The 15589-nt window shown below is 66.2% G+C and carries 11 protein-coding genes; 6 read left to right on the plus strand and 5 right to left on the minus strand.

Annotated elements, in window-relative coordinates; translation table 11 throughout:
• Positions 1 to 140: 140 nt before the first annotated feature.
• Both D9M09_RS07755 and D9M09_RS07760 read right to left on the minus strand, forming a co-directional pair.
• Entirely contained in the window at positions 141 to 923 is a 783-nt protein-coding gene (locus D9M09_RS07755) for a 3-hydroxybutyrate dehydrogenase (RefSeq protein ID WP_121668982.1), read from the minus strand.
• A gap of 71 nt (positions 924 to 994) precedes the next feature.
• Positions 995 to 2083 (minus strand): AraC family transcriptional regulator, encoded by a 1089-nt coding sequence (locus D9M09_RS07760; protein ID WP_121668983.1) that lies wholly within the window; start codon positions 2081 to 2083, stop codon positions 995 to 997.
• A gap of 139 nt (positions 2084 to 2222) precedes the next feature.
• Here D9M09_RS07760 and D9M09_RS07765 point away from each other — a divergent pair, with 139 nt between their 5' ends.
• The 5 genes from D9M09_RS07765 to D9M09_RS07785 all read left to right on the plus strand — a co-directional run bounded on the left by D9M09_RS07765 (position 2223) and on the right by D9M09_RS07785 (position 9833).
• A complete protein-coding gene (locus tag D9M09_RS07765) occupies positions 2223 to 3833 on the plus strand; it encodes an FAD-binding oxidoreductase (protein ID WP_070312358.1) in 1611 nt (536 codons plus the stop codon).
• Positions 3830 to 5398 carry a glycerol-3-phosphate dehydrogenase/oxidase gene (locus D9M09_RS07770; protein ID WP_121668984.1) on the plus strand — a complete coding sequence of 523 codons (1569 nt, stop codon included), beginning with the start codon at positions 3830 to 3832 and terminating at the stop codon, positions 5396 to 5398. The genes D9M09_RS07765 and D9M09_RS07770 overlap by 4 nt, the downstream gene beginning before the upstream one ends.
• Positions 5399 to 5461: 63 nt before the next feature.
• Positions 5462 to 5749: a hypothetical protein gene (locus D9M09_RS07775; RefSeq protein WP_121668985.1), complete on the plus strand. Its 288-nt coding sequence runs from the start codon at positions 5462 to 5464 to the stop codon at positions 5747 to 5749.
• A 3-nt stretch (positions 5750 to 5752) separates the two neighbouring features.
• Positions 5753 to 7330, plus strand: a complete 1578-nt coding sequence (locus tag D9M09_RS07780) for an FGGY-family carbohydrate kinase (protein WP_121668986.1) — start codon at positions 5753 to 5755, stop codon at positions 7328 to 7330.
• Between the two features lie 241 nt (positions 7331 to 7571).
• Positions 7572 to 9833: a TonB-dependent hemoglobin/transferrin/lactoferrin family receptor gene (locus tag D9M09_RS07785; RefSeq protein WP_121668987.1), complete on the plus strand. Its 2262-nt coding sequence runs from the start codon at positions 7572 to 7574 to the stop codon at positions 9831 to 9833.
• 200 nt (positions 9834 to 10033) lie between these two features.
• On the opposite strand, the gene D9M09_RS07790 is transcribed toward D9M09_RS07785, so the two are convergent.
• From D9M09_RS07790 to D9M09_RS07800, 3 genes are all read right to left on the minus strand, one after another.
• Positions 10034 to 11392 (minus strand): diguanylate cyclase, encoded by a 1359-nt coding sequence (locus tag D9M09_RS07790; RefSeq protein ID WP_070219827.1) that lies wholly within the window; start codon positions 11390 to 11392, stop codon positions 10034 to 10036.
• Positions 11393 to 11682: 290 nt separating this feature from the next.
• The gene (locus D9M09_RS07795; RefSeq protein ID WP_070288853.1) at positions 11683 to 12876 is read right to left on the minus strand and encodes a PLP-dependent aminotransferase family protein; all 1194 of its coding nucleotides are present in this window, start codon (positions 12874 to 12876) and stop codon (positions 11683 to 11685) included.
• A gap of 176 nt (positions 12877 to 13052) precedes the next feature.
• Positions 13053 to 13967, minus strand: a complete 915-nt coding sequence (locus tag D9M09_RS07800; RefSeq protein WP_121668988.1) for a DMT family transporter — start codon at positions 13965 to 13967, stop codon at positions 13053 to 13055.
• A gap of 141 nt (positions 13968 to 14108) precedes the next feature.
• Here D9M09_RS07800 and D9M09_RS07805 point away from each other — a divergent pair, with 141 nt between their 5' ends.
• Positions 14109 to 15527, plus strand: coding sequence for a PLP-dependent aminotransferase family protein (locus D9M09_RS07805; RefSeq protein WP_240453584.1), 1419 nt, complete (start codon positions 14109 to 14111; stop codon positions 15525 to 15527).
• Positions 15528 to 15589: the final 62 nt, after the last annotated feature.

Raw genomic sequence — 15589 nt, forward strand, 5'->3', positions numbered from 1 at the left:
GTAACACTCACGCAACAGCGCCCGTCCACATCATCGCGAGCGGCAGCGATGTGTGGCCGAGACGCGCAGCTGTGCTGGAGCACAGCGAGCATCGCAGGCCGCACAGGGCGCCGCGCAGCCGATGTGGGCGGGCGTCACTATTACTGCATATGCCAGCCGTGGCTGACGACGATCGATTGTCCGCTCAGGGCGTTCGACGGGAAGGCGGCCAGGAAGATGGCCGTTTGCGCCACGTCCTGCGTGGTGGTGAATTCGCCGTCGATCGTGTCTTTCAGCATCACTTTCTTGATCACGTCTTCTTCGCTGATGTGCAGCTGGGCCGCCTGTTCGGGGATTTGCTTGTCGACCAGCGGCGTGCGCACGAAGCCGGGGCAGATGACGTTGGCGCGGATGCCATCCTTGGCGCCTTCCTTGGCCACCACCTTGGCCAGGCCCAGCAGACCATGCTTGGCGGCAACGTAGGCGCTCTTGAATGGCGAGCCTTCGTGCGAATGCACGGAACCCATGTAGATGATGGCGCCGCCGCGGCCCGCCTTGATCATTTCGCGCATGCACGCGCGCGTGGTGAGGAAGGCGCCGTCCATGTGAATGGCCAGCATCTTTTTCCACTGGTCGAACGGGTAGTCGACGACGGGGCTGATGATCTGGATGCCCGCGTTGCTGATCAGAATGTCGATGCCGCCGAAGTGGGCCACGGCGTCCGCCACGCCCTTGTCGACCTGCTCTTCGCTGGAGACATCCATGGCGACGGCAAACGCCTGGCCGCCCGATTGCTTGATTTCCTCGGCCGTCTTGCTGGCCGCTTCCAGGGCCAGGTCGGCGATGACGACCTTGGCGCCCTGTTTTGCGTATTCGATGGCCATTTCCTTGCCGATACCACTGGCGGCGCCGGTAATCAGTGCGACTTTGTCTTTGAGTTGCATATTAATCCTTTGCATTGCGGGTTGGAGTGATCGTGGGAAGTCAGACTTTGCCAGTATAGCCAGAAAACGCGTCAGGCATGGCCCGCGCACGCCTGTAAACCGGCTTGCTTTTCCTGTAATTGCTGCAGGCGCCAGGCGCCGGGATTGGTGCCGGCCCAGACGCGGAACGCGTGGTTGAACGCGCTTTGCTCCTGGTAGCCGAGCAGGAAGGCGATGTCGACCAGCGACAGGTCCGGCTCGCGCAGATAGTCGCGCGCCAGGCCATAGCGGGCCTGGTCCAGCACGGCCTGGAAGCTGGTGCCCGCGTCGGCCAGCTTGCGCTGCAGGGTGCGCGGCGTGACGGCCAGTGCGGCGGCAACGGTGGCCAGCCGTGCCGAACCCTGGCGCAAGCCCGCCACGATGGCCGCGTGGACTTGCGCGTCGATGCCGGCGCCCGTGTCCGCTGCGGCCTGGCGCTGCGCCAGCAATTGTTCCGCATGCTGGCACAGCACGGGATACAGGCTGATGTCGGCGTTCGGCACGGGCCAGTCCAGCAATTGCGCGTCGAAGGTGGCGGTGTTGGCGGCGGCGTTGAAGGCGGGCAGGCTGCCCAGCACGCGCACGTATTCGTCGCGGTGCGCCGCGTGGCGCAGCAAGTCGCCGCCGCCATCGTGGGTAAAGGCCAGCCGGGCCGGCGGCAGCGGCATGCCCGCCAGCCAGTCGCCGCACACCTTGACGCCGGCAAAGACGCTGTCGACCAGGTGCCGGCTGGCGCCCGGATAGTTGCTGGCCCAGCGGTAATGTGCGATGGCGCCGTCGCGCTGCAGGGTCGAGCGGCCCAGGTCGTGCGCCAGCCGTTCATAGCGGGCCGTCTGTTCCAGCGCCTGGCCCACGTTGCTGCAACTGAGCAAGATCAAGCCATACGCGCTGTACGTGCCCATGCGCACGCGCTGGCCCACGTGCAGGCCGAAATGCGCGTCGCCCGCCAGCAGCGCGCCCGCATCGAGCAGACGCACGTAGTCGCGCGCGGCCAAGCCCATGCCAGGCGCGGAGGCTTCCAGGCCGTGCGGCGCCACGCCGGCCGCCTGCGCCAGGGTGACGCTATCGATGCCGTGGGCGCCGGCCGCTTCCAGCAGCGGCAGCAGATAGGCGCCGGCGACCCGGCCGTCAGTGCTTGTCATGATGGAACAATGCGATTGTCATGAAAAACCAATACCCTTCGTCTGTGGCGGCATATGCTATTGATCTAGCAAGAAAATCAGGCAAGAACAGTATAGCAAGCCGCCGTGGCGCGCAACTGGCCGAATACAGGGGATGTCCATGCAACGCTGGAATGGCTGGGGAGATGAAAGCATCGTGTATGCGCTGAACGAGGATGCGCTGGCATTCCTGCGCGAGCGCCTGGGGCCAGGCAGCGGCATAGCCGACGCCAGCTTCGATGACGCCTGCGCGCAGGTGCCCGCCTCGCGCCTGGCGCCGCATCCGCTGATCGACACCCGGCCTGCCACGCGCGTGCGCCATGCGCTCGGTCAAAGCCTGCCCGACTGGTTTAAATTACGCCACGGCCGCATCGGCGCGGTGCCCGACGGCGTGGCCTTTCCCGACAGCGCGCTGCAGGTGCGCCAGCTGCTCGCGTATGCGCGTCAGGCGTGCGTGACCGTCATTCCCCATGGCGGCGGCACCAGCGTGGCCGGGCATTTGACGGTGGCGGCGGGGCCGCGCCCCGTGCTGTCGATCAGTCTCGTGCGCCTGTGCGCGCTGGGCCACCTGGACCGCGAGGCGCAGCTGGCCACGTTCGGCGCGGGCGTGTATGGCCCCGACCTGGAGGCGCAGCTGCGCGCGCAGGGCTACACCCTGGGCCATTATCCGCAGTCGTTCGAGTATTCCACATTGGGCGGCTGGATCGCCACGCGCTCGTCGGGCCAGCAATCGCTGCGCTATGGCCGCATCGAGCAGCTGTTCGCGGGCGGCGAGGTGGAAACCCCGTCCGGGACCTTGAGCATCCCCACGTTTCCCGCCTCGGCGGCCGGCATCGACCTGCGCGAAATGGTGCTCGGCTCCGAAGGGCGGCTGGGCATCGTGACGCAGGCCACCGTGCGCGTTTCGCCGCTGCCGCCGTATGAGGCGTTCCACGCCGTGTTTTTCGCCGACTGGGGCCAGGCGCAGGCGGCCGTGCGGACGCTGGCCCAATCGCGCCTGTCCTTGTGCATGCTGCGCCTGTCGAACGCGCTCGAAACGCAAACCATGCTAACCCTGGCCGGCCATAAAAAACTCGTGGGACTGCTGGAGCGCTACCTGTCGCTGCGCGGCTGCGGCGAAGGCAAGTGCATGCTGATGCTGGGCGTCAGCGGCGACGAGAAACCGGCGCGCGCGGCCCTGCGCGGCGCCCTGGCTGTGGCGCGGCGGCACAAGGGCGTGCACGTGGGGCGCCACATGGGCGACAAGTGGAAGCAGGGACGCTTTCGCAACGTCTACCTGCGCAACGGCGCGTGGGAACACGGCTATGTCATCGACACGGTGGAAACGGCTGTCGACTGGCCACGCGTGGCGCCCATGATGGCGGCGCTGGAGCAGGCGGGCGCCCGCGCGCTGGCACAGCACGGCGAGCAGGTGCACGCGTACACGCATTTGTCGCACGTGTATGCGCAGGGCGCCAGCGTCTACACCACGTATGTGTACCGGCTGGCGTCCACGTATGAAGACAACATGGCGCGCTGGCGCAGTTTGAAAGACGCGGCCGGCGCCGCCATCGTCGCCAACGGCGGCACCATCAGCCACCAGCATGGCGTTGGCACGGACCATGCGCCGTGGCTGATGGCCGAAAAGGGAGAACTGGGCATCGCCGCCATGCGTGCGCTGCTGCGCCAGTTCGACCCGCAGGGCATGATGAATCCCGGCAAACTGCTGCCCGAGGCCGGAGGCCCATCGTGAACAGGGCGGATCTGCCTGGCGTCCTGGCGCGCGAGTGGGATGTGCTGATCGTCGGCGGCGGCATCACGGGCGCCGGCATCCTGCTGGAAGCGGCGCGGCGCGGCTTGAAGGCGCTGCTGGTGGAACAGCGCGATTTCGCCTGGGGCACGTCGAGCCGGTCATCAAAGCTGGTGCACGGGGGCTTGCGCTACCTGAAGCAGGGACAGTTCGCCATGACGCGCGAGTCGGTGCACGAGCGGGTAGCCTTGCTGGCGGATGCGGCGGGGCTGGTCGAGCCGCAAGGCTTCGCCTTCGGCGACTACGCGGGCAGGAAGCCGGGGCGGCGCCAGTTCATGCTGGGCCTGGCCATCTACGACGTGATGGCGGGCAAGCGCGCGCGCCGCTATGTCGATGCGTCTGACTTTGCCATGCTGGCGCCGCACGTCCGGCGCGACGAGCTGCGGGGCGGCATGCTGTACCAGGACGCCAAGACGGACGACGCGCGCCTGGTGCTGCGCGTGCTGCAGGAGGCACGGCGTCATGGCGGCGTGGCCGTCAATTACCTGGGCGTGGCATCGCTGCTGCGCGAAGATGGCAAGGTCGCCGGCGCCACCTTGAACGATGCGCTCGATGGCATGGCATGCACCGTGCGCGCGCGCCTGGTGATCAGCGCCACGGGCGCCTGGGCCGACGCCTTGCGCGGCCAGGTGGGAGAGCAGCCGAAACTGCGGCCCCTGCGCGGCAGCCATCTGCTGCTGCCGGCCTGGCGCTTGCCGCTGGCGCAAGCCGTCAGCCTGATGCACCCGCACGACGGCCGTCCCGTGTTTGCGTATCCGTGGGAGGGCGTGACCCTGGTGGGCACCACCGATGTCGACCACGGCGCCAGCCTGGACCTGGAACCGGCCATCACGCGCGGCGAACTCGATTACCTGCTGGCGGCGCTGCGCTGGCAATTCCCGCAGCTGGCGCTGGGCGAAGACGACGTGCTGGCCACGTTTGCCGGCGTGCGCCCCGTGATCGACAGCGGCCGGCTTGACCCGTCGAAGGAAGCGCGCGAACATGCGCTGTGGCTGGAAAACGGCTTGCTGACGGTGGCGGGCGGCAAGCTGACGACGTTCCGCGTGATTGCCCTCGATGCCTTGCGGCGCGCCGCGCCGCTGCTGCCGGGCTGGCAGGCGGATTTGCGTCCGCTGCCGATTTTCGACGCCACGCCGCCCTTGTCGGGCAAGGCCTTGCTGCTCGACGGCGAGCAGCGCGAACGGCTGCTGGGCCGTCATGGCGCGGGGGCGCAGGCCCTGTGCGATGCGGCGCGGGACGGTGAACTCGAGCCGATTCCCGGCACGCAGACGCTGTGGGCGCAGCTGCGCTGGGGCGCGCGCATGGAAGACGTGCAGCACCTGGACGACTTGCTGCTGCGGCGCACGCGCCTCGGTTTGCAGCTGGCCGGCGGCGCGCTTGCTATCATGCCGCGCCTGCGCGCCATCTGTCAGCATGAACTGGGCTGGGACGATGCGCGCTGGGAGGAAGAACAGCGGCGCTACCTGGCCCTGTGGCGCCGCCATTACAGCGTGCCGCAGGGCGATTGAAAAACCATAAAAAATAAACAAGAGGAGAGCATCATCGACACGACCCTGTTTGGCCAGCCCCTGGTGCTGGGCGACGCCCGCATCACCTACGACAGCCTGTCGCCGCTGGACTTGCGCCAGCCCATCGATACCCTCGTCGACGACCTGGGCGAAGACCTGCTGCAAATCACGTGCGCGAATGGCGACATCGTCGACGTGGGCTGGTATCCGGCCTGGAGCGAACAGGGGCGCTTGCGCGTGGTGGCCGTGCGCGGGCAGGACTGGGAAGCGCCCGTCTTCAGCGCGCAGCCTGAAAAAGATCCGCAGGCGCTGCTGCAGGCGCTGCGCGCCGCGCTGGCCAGCCTGGCATAAGCGATGACCAGCGTCTCCGGCCAGGGGCCGTACATTCTTGCCATCGACAATGGCACGCAAAGCGTGCGCGCGCTGCTGTTCGACCGGGACGGGACACTGGCGGCGAAGGCGCAAGTGTTCCTCGAAGCGTATTACTCGGACCACCCCGGCTGGGCCGAGCATGACGCCGACGGCTACTGGCAAGCCGTGTGCGCGGCGTGCCAGCAGCTGTGGCGCAGCACGGACATCAATCAATCCTCGGTGGCCGGCGTGGCGGTGACGACGCAGCGCGGCACGGTGGTCAACGTGGACGAACACGGCGCACCGCTGCGCCCCGCCATCACCTGGCTGGACCAGCGCAGCACGCGCGACATTCCCCCGCTGGCGCCGTGGTGGCGCGCCGCCTTCCGCGCCACGCGCCTCGACGGCACGATCACGTACTTCCGCCGCGAGGCCGAGATCAACTGGATCGCGGCGCACCAGCCCGACATCTGGCGCCGCACGCACAAATTCCTGCTGCTGTCGGGCTTTTTGAATCACCGCCTGTGCGGAAAATATATCGATTCGACGGGCTCGCAAGTGGCCTACATCCCGTTCGACTACAAGCGCCACGCCTGGGCCGGGCGCTTCGACTGGAAGTGGCAGGCGCTGGCGATACGACGCTCGATGCTGCCGGAACTGGTGACGCCGGGCACGCGCATGGGCGCCATCACGGCGTCGGCCGCCGCGGCGACGGGCATCCCGGAGGGCACGCCCTTGCTGGCGGCGGCCGCCGACAAGGCGTGCGAAGTGCTGGGCGCCGGCTGCGTCGAACCGCACGTGGCGTGCCTGAGCTATGGCACCACGGCCACCATCAACACGACCAGCCGCAAATACGTGGAAGTGACGCGTTTTATTCCGCCGTACCCGGCCGCCATGCCCGGCGCCTACAGCACGGAAGTGCAGATTTTCCGCGGCTACTGGATGGTCAACTGGTTCAAGGAGCAGTTCGGCGACCGCGAACGGGCGGCGGCCGCCGAGGATGGCACGGGCTTGTCCGCCGAAGCGCTGTTCGACCGCCTGGTCGAGGCCGTCCCGCCCGGCTCCATGGGTCTGATGCTGCAGCCGTACTGGAGTCCCGGCATCAAGGTGCCGGGGCCGGAAGCGAAGGGCGCCATGATCGGCTTTGGCGATGTGCACACGCGCGCGCACATCTACCGCGCCATCCTCGAAGGCCTCGCCTATGCGCTGCGCGAAGGCAAGGAGCGCATCGAGCGGCGCAGCGGCGTCGCCATCACGGAGCTGCGCATCGCGGGCGGCGGCTCGCAAAGCGACGCGGCCATGCAGCTGACGGCCGACATCTTCGGCTTGCCCGCCGCGCGCGCCCACGTGTATGAAAGTTCGGGCCTGGGCGCGGCCATCGCCGCTAGCGTGGGCCTGGGCTGGCATGCAAACTTTCCCGCCGCCGTGCAAGCGATGACGCGCAGGGGCAAGGTCTTCCAGCCCCATCCCGAGCACCGCAAAATCTATGAGCAGCTGTACCGGCGCGTGTACAGCAAGATGTATGCGCGGCTGCAACCGCTGTACCGCGAGATCGCCGACATCACCGGCTATCCGGAGTAACTACGTCTTCAATGCTATTGCGAATCATTCTCATCCAGTATATGATGTGTTCCGCATTTCACCAAGGCAACGTATCCCGGTGACTGCAGTGCGCCGCCGGCCATGCGCCGGCGGCGTGTCCGTGCGGGCAGGGTTCCGCCGCAACGCTTCCGTCAACGCCGCCGCTTGATCGTGCACCGCCTGTCCTCTGCCCAGCGTTTTTCATTCCACAAGCATCAAGCAAACCCAGGCAAGGATAGCGATGAAGAGCAGCAAACAACGATTGACCCCGCTGGCCGCCGCGCTGGCCCTGGCATTGAGCGGCGCGCACGGCCATGCGTGGGCGGCAGCGAAGGCGGACAAGGCCGATGCGGTACAGATGCCGGCCATCAGCGTGTTTGGCGACGCCATCAGCGCCGGCACGGCCGGACGCTCGTATATCACCAGCGCCGACATCGAACGCCAGCAGGCCGACAATGTCGCGTCCTTGCTCGACACCTTGCCTGGCGTGGACCTGGCCGGTACGGCCCGTCCCAGCGGCCAGAGCCTCAATATCTGGGGCTTCAACAAAGTGCAGGACGTAAAAGTCATCCTCGACGGCGTGCCCAAGGGTTTTGAAAAATACCGCCAGGGTTCCATCTTCATCGAGCCGGAACTGATCAAGCAGATCGAAGTGAACAAGGGCGCGCATACGAGCTTGTACGGCAATGGCGGCTTCGGCGGCGTCATCACGGTCGAGACCAAGGATGCGCAGGACTTGCTCGAAGGCGGCGAGAGCGTGGGCGCCATGCTCAAGTACTCGCGCCACTCGAACAATGCAGAAAACGACGCCACCGTGGCCGTCTACGGCCGCACCGAAGACGGCCGCTTCGACGCGATGGCCTTCACCACGCGGCGCAAGTCCGACGATTTGCGCAAGCCTGACGGCAAGCCATTCCGCTTTTCCGCCATCGACGCGCCATCGAGCCTGGCCAAGCTGAATATCCGGCTGACGCCGGAGCAGCTGCTGACCCTGACGGCGATGAAGAGCGGCAGTTCGGGCTGGGGCCCGTTCGCCGCCATGGGCGAGGACGTGCCCACGCCGACCGAGGCGGAAATCAAAAAATATGGACTGGAAGAGGCGTGGCAGCGCAAGGCCGTCTACCGCGACCAGGACGACGATACGTATTCCGTGAAGTGGCAGTACGCGCCGCAAGATAATCCATGGATCAAGCTGACGGCCAGCGCCGGCTATTCGCACACGGACCAGCATGACAAGCGCCTGCCATCGGCTTCGCCGGGTTCCTACCTGGGCTCCCTGGGCAACGAAAGCTGGGCCTCGTACGTGGACCGCATCGCGGAAGTGCGCAACGAAAGCGTGTTTGCGACGGGCGCCGTGTCGCACGTGCTGCAAACGGGGCTGCAATGGCACAAGAATGTGCGCGACACCCTGATGTACTACCCGTCGTCGACGGCGCTGAAGGACCCCAGCTACAACTACGGCTACTTCCAGCCCTACTACATGCCGGCCGGGCGCCAGGAAACCACGGGCCTGTATCTGCAGGATGCGATGACGTATGGCGACCTGACGCTGACGGCGGCCTTGCGCCACGACCGGGTCGTCTCCGAGGGCGTGCCGAACAAGGCGCCGCGCTACAACAGTCCGCTGGCGGCGGCCGGCCACGACTTCAGCGAAAAGGCGCACGAAGACTGGTCGCCCCGTCTGGGCCTGTTCTGGAAGGCGTCCGGCACGCTGGCCTTGTTCGGCGACTTGAGCCGCACCTGGCGCGCGCCCACGATCGACGAGATGTATTCGAACGAATACTATGTGTCGTCCAGGCTCGGTTCATCGACGCCGGGCACCAGCCGCGACCTGGCCGTCGAGCGCGTGACGGCCGTGCGCGCGGGCGCCATGCTGCACCGCCAGAACGTGTTCATGGAGCGCGATGACGCGCAGTTGCGCCTGACGGTCTACCGCAACCGTGTCAGCGACAATATCGGCCCGCGCCTGGGTGTGCTGGTCGAAGGATACGAGCCGGGCTCGGGCAAGGTGCCGCCGGCGCTGTCCGACTACCGCAATCTGGCCGGTTTCCATACGCAGGGCGTGGAAGTGGAGTCCTACTACAATTCGCCGCGCTTGTTTGCCAGCGCCTCGCTGTCGAAGCAGCGCGGCACGCGCACCGGTTCCCAGCGCGACCCGTGGGGCCGGGACGAACCCGTGTCGACCATCGCGCCCGATAAATTGATGGCGGGCCTGGGCTGGCGCATGCCCGACCTCGGCGCCAGCATGGGCTGGCAGGGCCGCTTCGTGGCGAAGCAGGAGCGCGTGCTGCCGGTGGGGAACGTGTACCGCCTGCCGCCGTCGAAAGGCTATGCGCTGCATACCCTGTTCGCGTCATGGAATGGCAGGCAGGGCGTGTGGCGCGGCACGGAGGTGCGGCTGACGGTTGATAATGTCTTCAACCGCAATTACATGCCCTACCTGAGCGAAGCGGTCACCGGCGTGGGGCGTAATGCGAAATTGAGCGTGTCGAGAAAATTTTGATTCGGTTTGAGAACGGCGGGCCGGAGACGCGGGCCTGAGAAAATGCCGATGGCGGCGTTGCAGCTCCTTGCCGTACTGGCGTACTGTCTGCGTCGCTGCGCCTTGCCCTCGACATTTTTCAGGCCCGCTTGGCCCGGAGTGCCTTTGCATCGGGCGTGGGCCTACCCTTGGTTCGCGACATGTTTCGTTGAATTTCCCTGTTAACGCAGTACGATCGCCTTGACCGTTTCCCAGGCCGTGCTGCCCGAGTGCGTGGCGCGGACCTGGTTGCGGCCCGCTTCCTTGGCCACGTACAGGGCGCGGTCGGCGGCGACGAACAGCGCTTCGCGGTCGTCCAGCTGGTGCGGGCGGATGGTCGCCACGCCGATGCTGACGGTGATCCACGGCGAGGTGGTGGAGCGCGGATGCGGCAGTCGCAGCGCTTCGATGCTGGCGCGGATGGCCTCGGCCAGGTGCAGGGCGCTGGCCGCGTCCGTATCGGCAAACAGCAGGACGAATTCCTCGCCGCCGTAGCGGGCCGCCAGGTCGCCGGAGCGGCTGGCATGCGCATCGATGGCTTGCGCCACCTGCTGCAGGCAGCTGTCGCCGGCCGGGTGGCCCAGGCTGTCGTTGTACAGCTTGAAGTGGTCGACGTCGAGCACCACCAGCGACAGGGCGCCGCCGCCGCGCACGGCGCGCTGCCACTCTTTTTCCAGGAAGCTGTCGAAATGCCGGCGGTTGGCTATTTGGGTCAGCGGATCGAGATAGGCGGCGCGCTGCAGCGCGTCTTCCGACTGCTTGTGGTGCGTGATGTCGTGCAGCAGGCCGATATACAGGGGCTGGCGCAGATACATGGGCGTCAGGGTCAGGTCCATGCTCAGCGCCGCGCCGTTGCGGTGGCGGATCGCCACTTCGCGCGTACCGTGGTTGTGCGCCTTTTCCGGATTGGCCGCGTGCATGGCGAAGTAGTCGAGGTATTCCTGCGTCACGAGGGGGCTGAGCAGCTCGCCGATGAAGCGCCCGGCCAGTTCGTTTTCGCGGTAGCCCAGGTATTGGTCGCAGGCCGGGTTGGTGTACTGGATGCGCCCGTTCGCCTCGATGATCAGCAAGCCCTCGGCCATGTTGTTGACGATGGTGCGCAGGCGCTCGGCCTGTTCCTGCTGGGTTTCATTGTTGCTGCGGATTTGCAGCTGGGCGCGCACGCGCGCGCGCACTTCGGCCATGCGCAGCGGCTTGCTGATGTAATCGACGGCGCCGCAGTCGAAACCGGCCACCACGTCTTCCGTTTCCGTCCTGGCGCTCATGAAGATGACGGGGATGCGCTGCGTCAGCGGATGCTGCTTGAGGCGGCGGCACGTCTCGATGCCGTCCATGTCCGGCATCATCACGTCGAGCAGGATCAGGTCGGGCTGGGCGCGTTGGGCGATCGCCAGCGCCCGCTCGCCGGACGTGGCAACATAGGTTTGATAACCCTGTTCGCTCATCAGCTTGCGCAGCAGCTCAAGGTTGGCCGGCGCATCGTCGACAATCAAAATGGCGGCTTCATGCCGCTGGGAATACTCCACACTGCCTGGACTCATTGCTTCCGGCCTTCTCGATGTACTCTGCGCTGCCAGCGTTTGCTGCATTTTCGGTGATGCTGACCGGGCTCAAATCTGATGCAGCGGTCAAATCATACCGCCTCGCCAATTTTTTGGGTGAAAAAATCGATGCTGCGCGAGGCGTGAAAATATTATTTTTATGCTATCTTTAAAAATAAATAAACGCAGTTGCTATCGTGAAAGCTGTTTTTAAACGGCAAAGATGCGTGCTCGGTGGCGCCGGGGCAGCGGGGGGCACGCCCCGCAGTTGCGGGGCGTGGAGAGTGCGATTACATTTTTGCGGCGATCAGTTTGCCCAGGATGGCGATGCCTTCGCGGATGCGTTCCGGCGGCACCGTCACGAACGACAGGCGCAAGGTGTGCGTGTCCGGCGTGTTGGCATAGAACGGCGCGCCCGGCACGAAGGCGACCTTGTTGGCGATGGCTTCATCGAGCAGTTTCATCGCATCGATGTGTTTCGGCAGGGTGACCCAGATGAACATGCCGCCTTCCGGCTTCGTCCAGGTGACGCCGGCCGGGAAGTGCTCTTCCAGCGCCGACAGCATGGCCTGGCACTGGTTGCCGTACAGGCTGCGGATGCTGGGGATATGCCGCTCCAGGAAACCATCTTTGATCACTTCATGCACGACCATCTGCGTCAGCTGCGAGGTGTGCAGGTCGGCCGCCTGCTTGGCCAGTTCCAGGCGGCGTACCAGCGGCATCGGCGCCACCACGTAGCCGAGGCGGATGCCGGGCGTGAGCACTTTCGAAAACGAGCCCATGTAGATGACGCCGTCCGGATTCATGTTGATCATCTTCGGATACGGCTCGCCGCTGTAGCTCAGAGCGCCGTACGGATCATCTTCGATCAGCGGCAGGCCGTGGCGGGCGCAGGTTTCCACCAGTTCCACGCGGCGCGCCACGGACAGGCTGCGGCCCGTCGGGTTCTGGAAGTTCGGCAGCGCGTACAACAGGCGCGCGCCATCGGCGACGGGATCGATCGACGACGGCACCAGGCCTTCGTCATCGGTATCGACGGACACGAATTCGGGACGGTAGACGGAAAACGCCTGCAGGGCGCCCAGGTAGCTGGGGGTTTCCACCAGCACGCGGCTGCCTTCGTCGATCAGCACCTTGCCCAGCAAGTCCAGCGCCTGCTGCGAGCCGGACGTCATCAGCACCTGTTCGGGCAGGATGGTGCTGCCATTGCCGGAGAGCGAGTCGGCGATCCACTGGCGCAGCGGCAGGTAGCCGTCGGTGGGGCCGTATTGCAGGGCCACCTTGCCATTGTTCGACAGGACCTTGTCGAAGGCGGTCTTCATTTCTTCCACGGGGAAGGTGGCGGGCGAGGGCAGGCCGCCGGCAAACGAGATGATCTCGGGACGCTGCGTGATCTTCAGGATTTCGCGGATGAACGAGCTTTGCAGCTGTTCCGCGCGTTCGGCAAAGCGCCATTGGATCGGATTCGGATTTTCAATTTTCATACGAGTCTCACAGAAGATGCCGAGCTGCGCCGGCTGGATTTGTTGGCCCGCTTGTGGCGGTGCGTGCGCAAGCGGCGCCGGATAGGCGTCGCCATGGTGCTGCGGTATTGTACGGCTTGCACGCCGCCGTGCCCATGCGCACGCGCAACGGCGTTGCAAATGGGCGTCAGGGAAGCTTACTTCAGCTTGCGTCCGATGCCCACGACGGCGATCACGGCGCCGGCAAACAGCAGGCTTTCGCCCGTCAATGGCTCATTCAGCAGCACGGCCGCGCCCACCAGGGAGAGGAAAGGTTGCAGCAGCTGCGTCTGTCCCACGCGCGCCACGCCGCCCAGCGCCATGCCACGGTACCAGAAAAAGAAGCCGATAAACATGGAAAACACGGAGATGTAGGCAAAACCCAGCCAGGCCACGCTGCTGGCCTGCGCCATCAGCGCGCGTTGCGGCCAGGCGTTCCACAGCGTCACGGGCAAGACAAAAGGCACGGCCAGCAGCAGCGCCCAGGAAATCACATGCTGGCCCGGCATCGTCTGCGCCAGACGCCCGCCTTCGGCATAGCCGAGTGCGGCCAGCAGCACGGCGGCAAAGATCAGCCAGTCAGCCAGGTGGAAGCTGCCGCCGCCCTGGCGCAACGCGAACGCCACCACCAATAGCGTGCCGAGCAGGGCCATCAGCCAGAACCCTGCGGAAGGGCGCTCCTTGCCGCGCAGCACGGCAAATACGGCAGTGGCCAGCGGCAGGATGCCCACCAGCACGGCGCCGTGCGAGGCGGGCAGGCTGCGCATGGCGATCGACGTCAGCCAGGGAAAGCCCAGCACGCAGCCCAGCGACACGAGCGCCAGCGGCAGCCATTGTTCGCGGCGCGGCAACGGCGCGCGCTGGTGCCACAGCCACAGGCCGGCCAGGCCGGCGGCCACCAGGGCGCGGCCCAGGGCGACAAAGGTGGGATCGAGTTCGGCGACGGCCATGCGCGTAAAAGGCAGGGTCAGGCTGAAGAGGGCGACGGCGATGAGGCCCAGCAGCAGGCCTTTGCGGTCGGTGCCGAGGCGGGGAGGATGGCTGACGGGGGCGGTACTGGTAGTCGATGGCATGTTTTTCCTGATACTGGCTGATAGGTGTGCGGGGTGCGCGGCAGGCGTGGATTAATTTCTGCCGTACTGCTATCCTAGGGCGCAATAGCAATACAGTACAAATACACTTTCGCGCATAATTTCACATACTGTCATGGCCATATGAGCAATACACTTCCTTTGCTGTCGCGCGCCTCGGGCGAAACCCTGATCGACCAGATCGCGCGCTCGCTGGCGGCGCGCATCGACGACAAGCTGCTGCGCGGCGGCGCGCGCATGCCTTCGATCCGCCAGTGCGCCGCCAGCCTGGAGGTGTCGTGCGCCACGGTGGTGGCCAGCTACGACAAGCTGGTGGCGCGCGGCTACCTGGAATCGCGGCGCGGCGCCGGCTTTTTCGTGCGCGAGCGCTCGCCGCTGAACACGCCGGCGCCGCCCCCCGGCGCGCAGGACGCGGCGGCGCAGCCGATGGATGTCGTTTGGCTGATCCGAAACATGTTCCGCCAGACGCCGGTCATCCCCGCGCCCGGCACCGGCATGCTGCCCGCCGAGTGGCTCGATGGCGATCTGGTGGCGCGCGCCCTGCGCGATGTCAGCCGCCAGCCGGGCAGCCTGCTGCTCGGTTACGGATCGCCGCAGGGTTTTTTGCCTCTGCGCCAGCAGTTGCAGCTGAAACTGGCGGGCCTGGAAATCGCCTGTCCGCCCGAGCAGATTGTCACCACGGTGGGCGTGATGCAGGCGCTGGACCTGGTGGCGCGCGAGTTTGCCCGCCCTGGCGACACTATTTTCGTCGACGATCCCGCGTACTGGCTGATGTTCGGCGCCTTTGCCGCCATGGGCATGCACGTCATCGGCATCCCGCGCCTGGGTGACGGCCCCGATATCGCCGTGCTGGCCGAGCTGGCAGCCCTGCACCGTCCCAAGCTGTACGTGATCAATTCGGTGCTGCACAACCCCAGCTCGACGTCGCTGTCGGCGGCCAAGGCTTTCCAGGTGCTGCGCCTGGCCGAACAGCACGATTTCCTCGTCGTCGAAGACGATATCTATTGCGACATGCACCCGGGCGGCGAGGTGCAGCCGGCCACCCGCCTGGCCGCGCTGGACCAGCTGCGCCGCGTGATTTACCTGGGCGGCTTTTCCAAGAGCCTGTCGGCCAACCTGCGCGTGGGCTTCATCGCCACCTCGCCGGAATGGGCGCAGCGCCTGGCCGACCGCAAGATGCTGGCCACCCTGACCACCAGCGACATCGGCGAGCGCGTGGTGTATAAAATCCTCTCGCAAGGTCTGTACCGCAAGCATGCGGAACGGCTGCGCGCGCGGCTCGACAAGGTGCGCGAGGGCACGTACCGCCGCGCCGAGCGGGCCGGCCTGCGTTTCGATCCCGCGCCGGCCGGCATGTTCATCTGGGCCGATGCGGGCTGCGACACGAATGTGCTGGCCGAAAAGGCGTTGGCCGAAGGCCTGGTGCTGGGGCCGGGCAGCCTGTTTTCGCCGCGCCAGCTGCCGTCGACCCGCATGCGCCTGAACCTGGCCACGGTGCAGGACGAGCGCGTCTGGGATTTTTTCGGCCGCGCACTGGGCTAAAACTGCACATTTGCCGGGGGCTCTTGAAATCGCTTGTACCATCCCCAACTCCGTAGAATCCG

The sequence above is a fragment of the Janthinobacterium agaricidamnosum genome (assembly GCF_003667705.1).
Taxonomy (GTDB): domain Bacteria; phylum Pseudomonadota; class Gammaproteobacteria; order Burkholderiales; family Burkholderiaceae_D; genus Janthinobacterium.

What these genes read in the sequence shown, in the direction of transcription:
- D9M09_RS07755 (WP_121668982.1), bottom strand. Translation starts at nt 923, where the DNA reads ATGCAACTCAAAGACAAAGTCGCACTGATTACCGGCGCCGCCAGTGGT.
- D9M09_RS07760 (WP_121668983.1), bottom strand. Translation starts at nt 2,083, where the DNA reads ATGACAAGCACTGACGGCCGGGTCGCCGGCGCCTATCTGCTGCCGCTG.
- D9M09_RS07765 (WP_070312358.1), top strand. Translation starts at nt 2,223, where the DNA reads ATGCAACGCTGGAATGGCTGGGGAGATGAAAGCATCGTGTATGCGCTG.
- D9M09_RS07780 (WP_121668986.1), top strand. Translation starts at nt 5,753, where the DNA reads ATGACCAGCGTCTCCGGCCAGGGGCCGTACATTCTTGCCATCGACAAT.
- D9M09_RS07785 (WP_121668987.1), top strand. Translation starts at nt 7,572, where the DNA reads ATGAAGAGCAGCAAACAACGATTGACCCCGCTGGCCGCCGCGCTGGCC.
- D9M09_RS07790 (WP_070219827.1), bottom strand. Translation starts at nt 11,392, where the DNA reads ATGAGTCCAGGCAGTGTGGAGTATTCCCAGCGGCATGAAGCCGCCATT.
- D9M09_RS07795 (WP_070288853.1), bottom strand. Translation starts at nt 12,876, where the DNA reads ATGAAAATTGAAAATCCGAATCCGATCCAATGGCGCTTTGCCGAACGC.
- D9M09_RS07800 (WP_121668988.1), bottom strand. Translation starts at nt 13,967, where the DNA reads ATGCCATCGACTACCAGTACCGCCCCCGTCAGCCATCCTCCCCGCCTC.
- D9M09_RS07805 (WP_240453584.1), top strand. Translation starts at nt 14,109, where the DNA reads ATGAGCAATACACTTCCTTTGCTGTCGCGCGCCTCGGGCGAAACCCTG.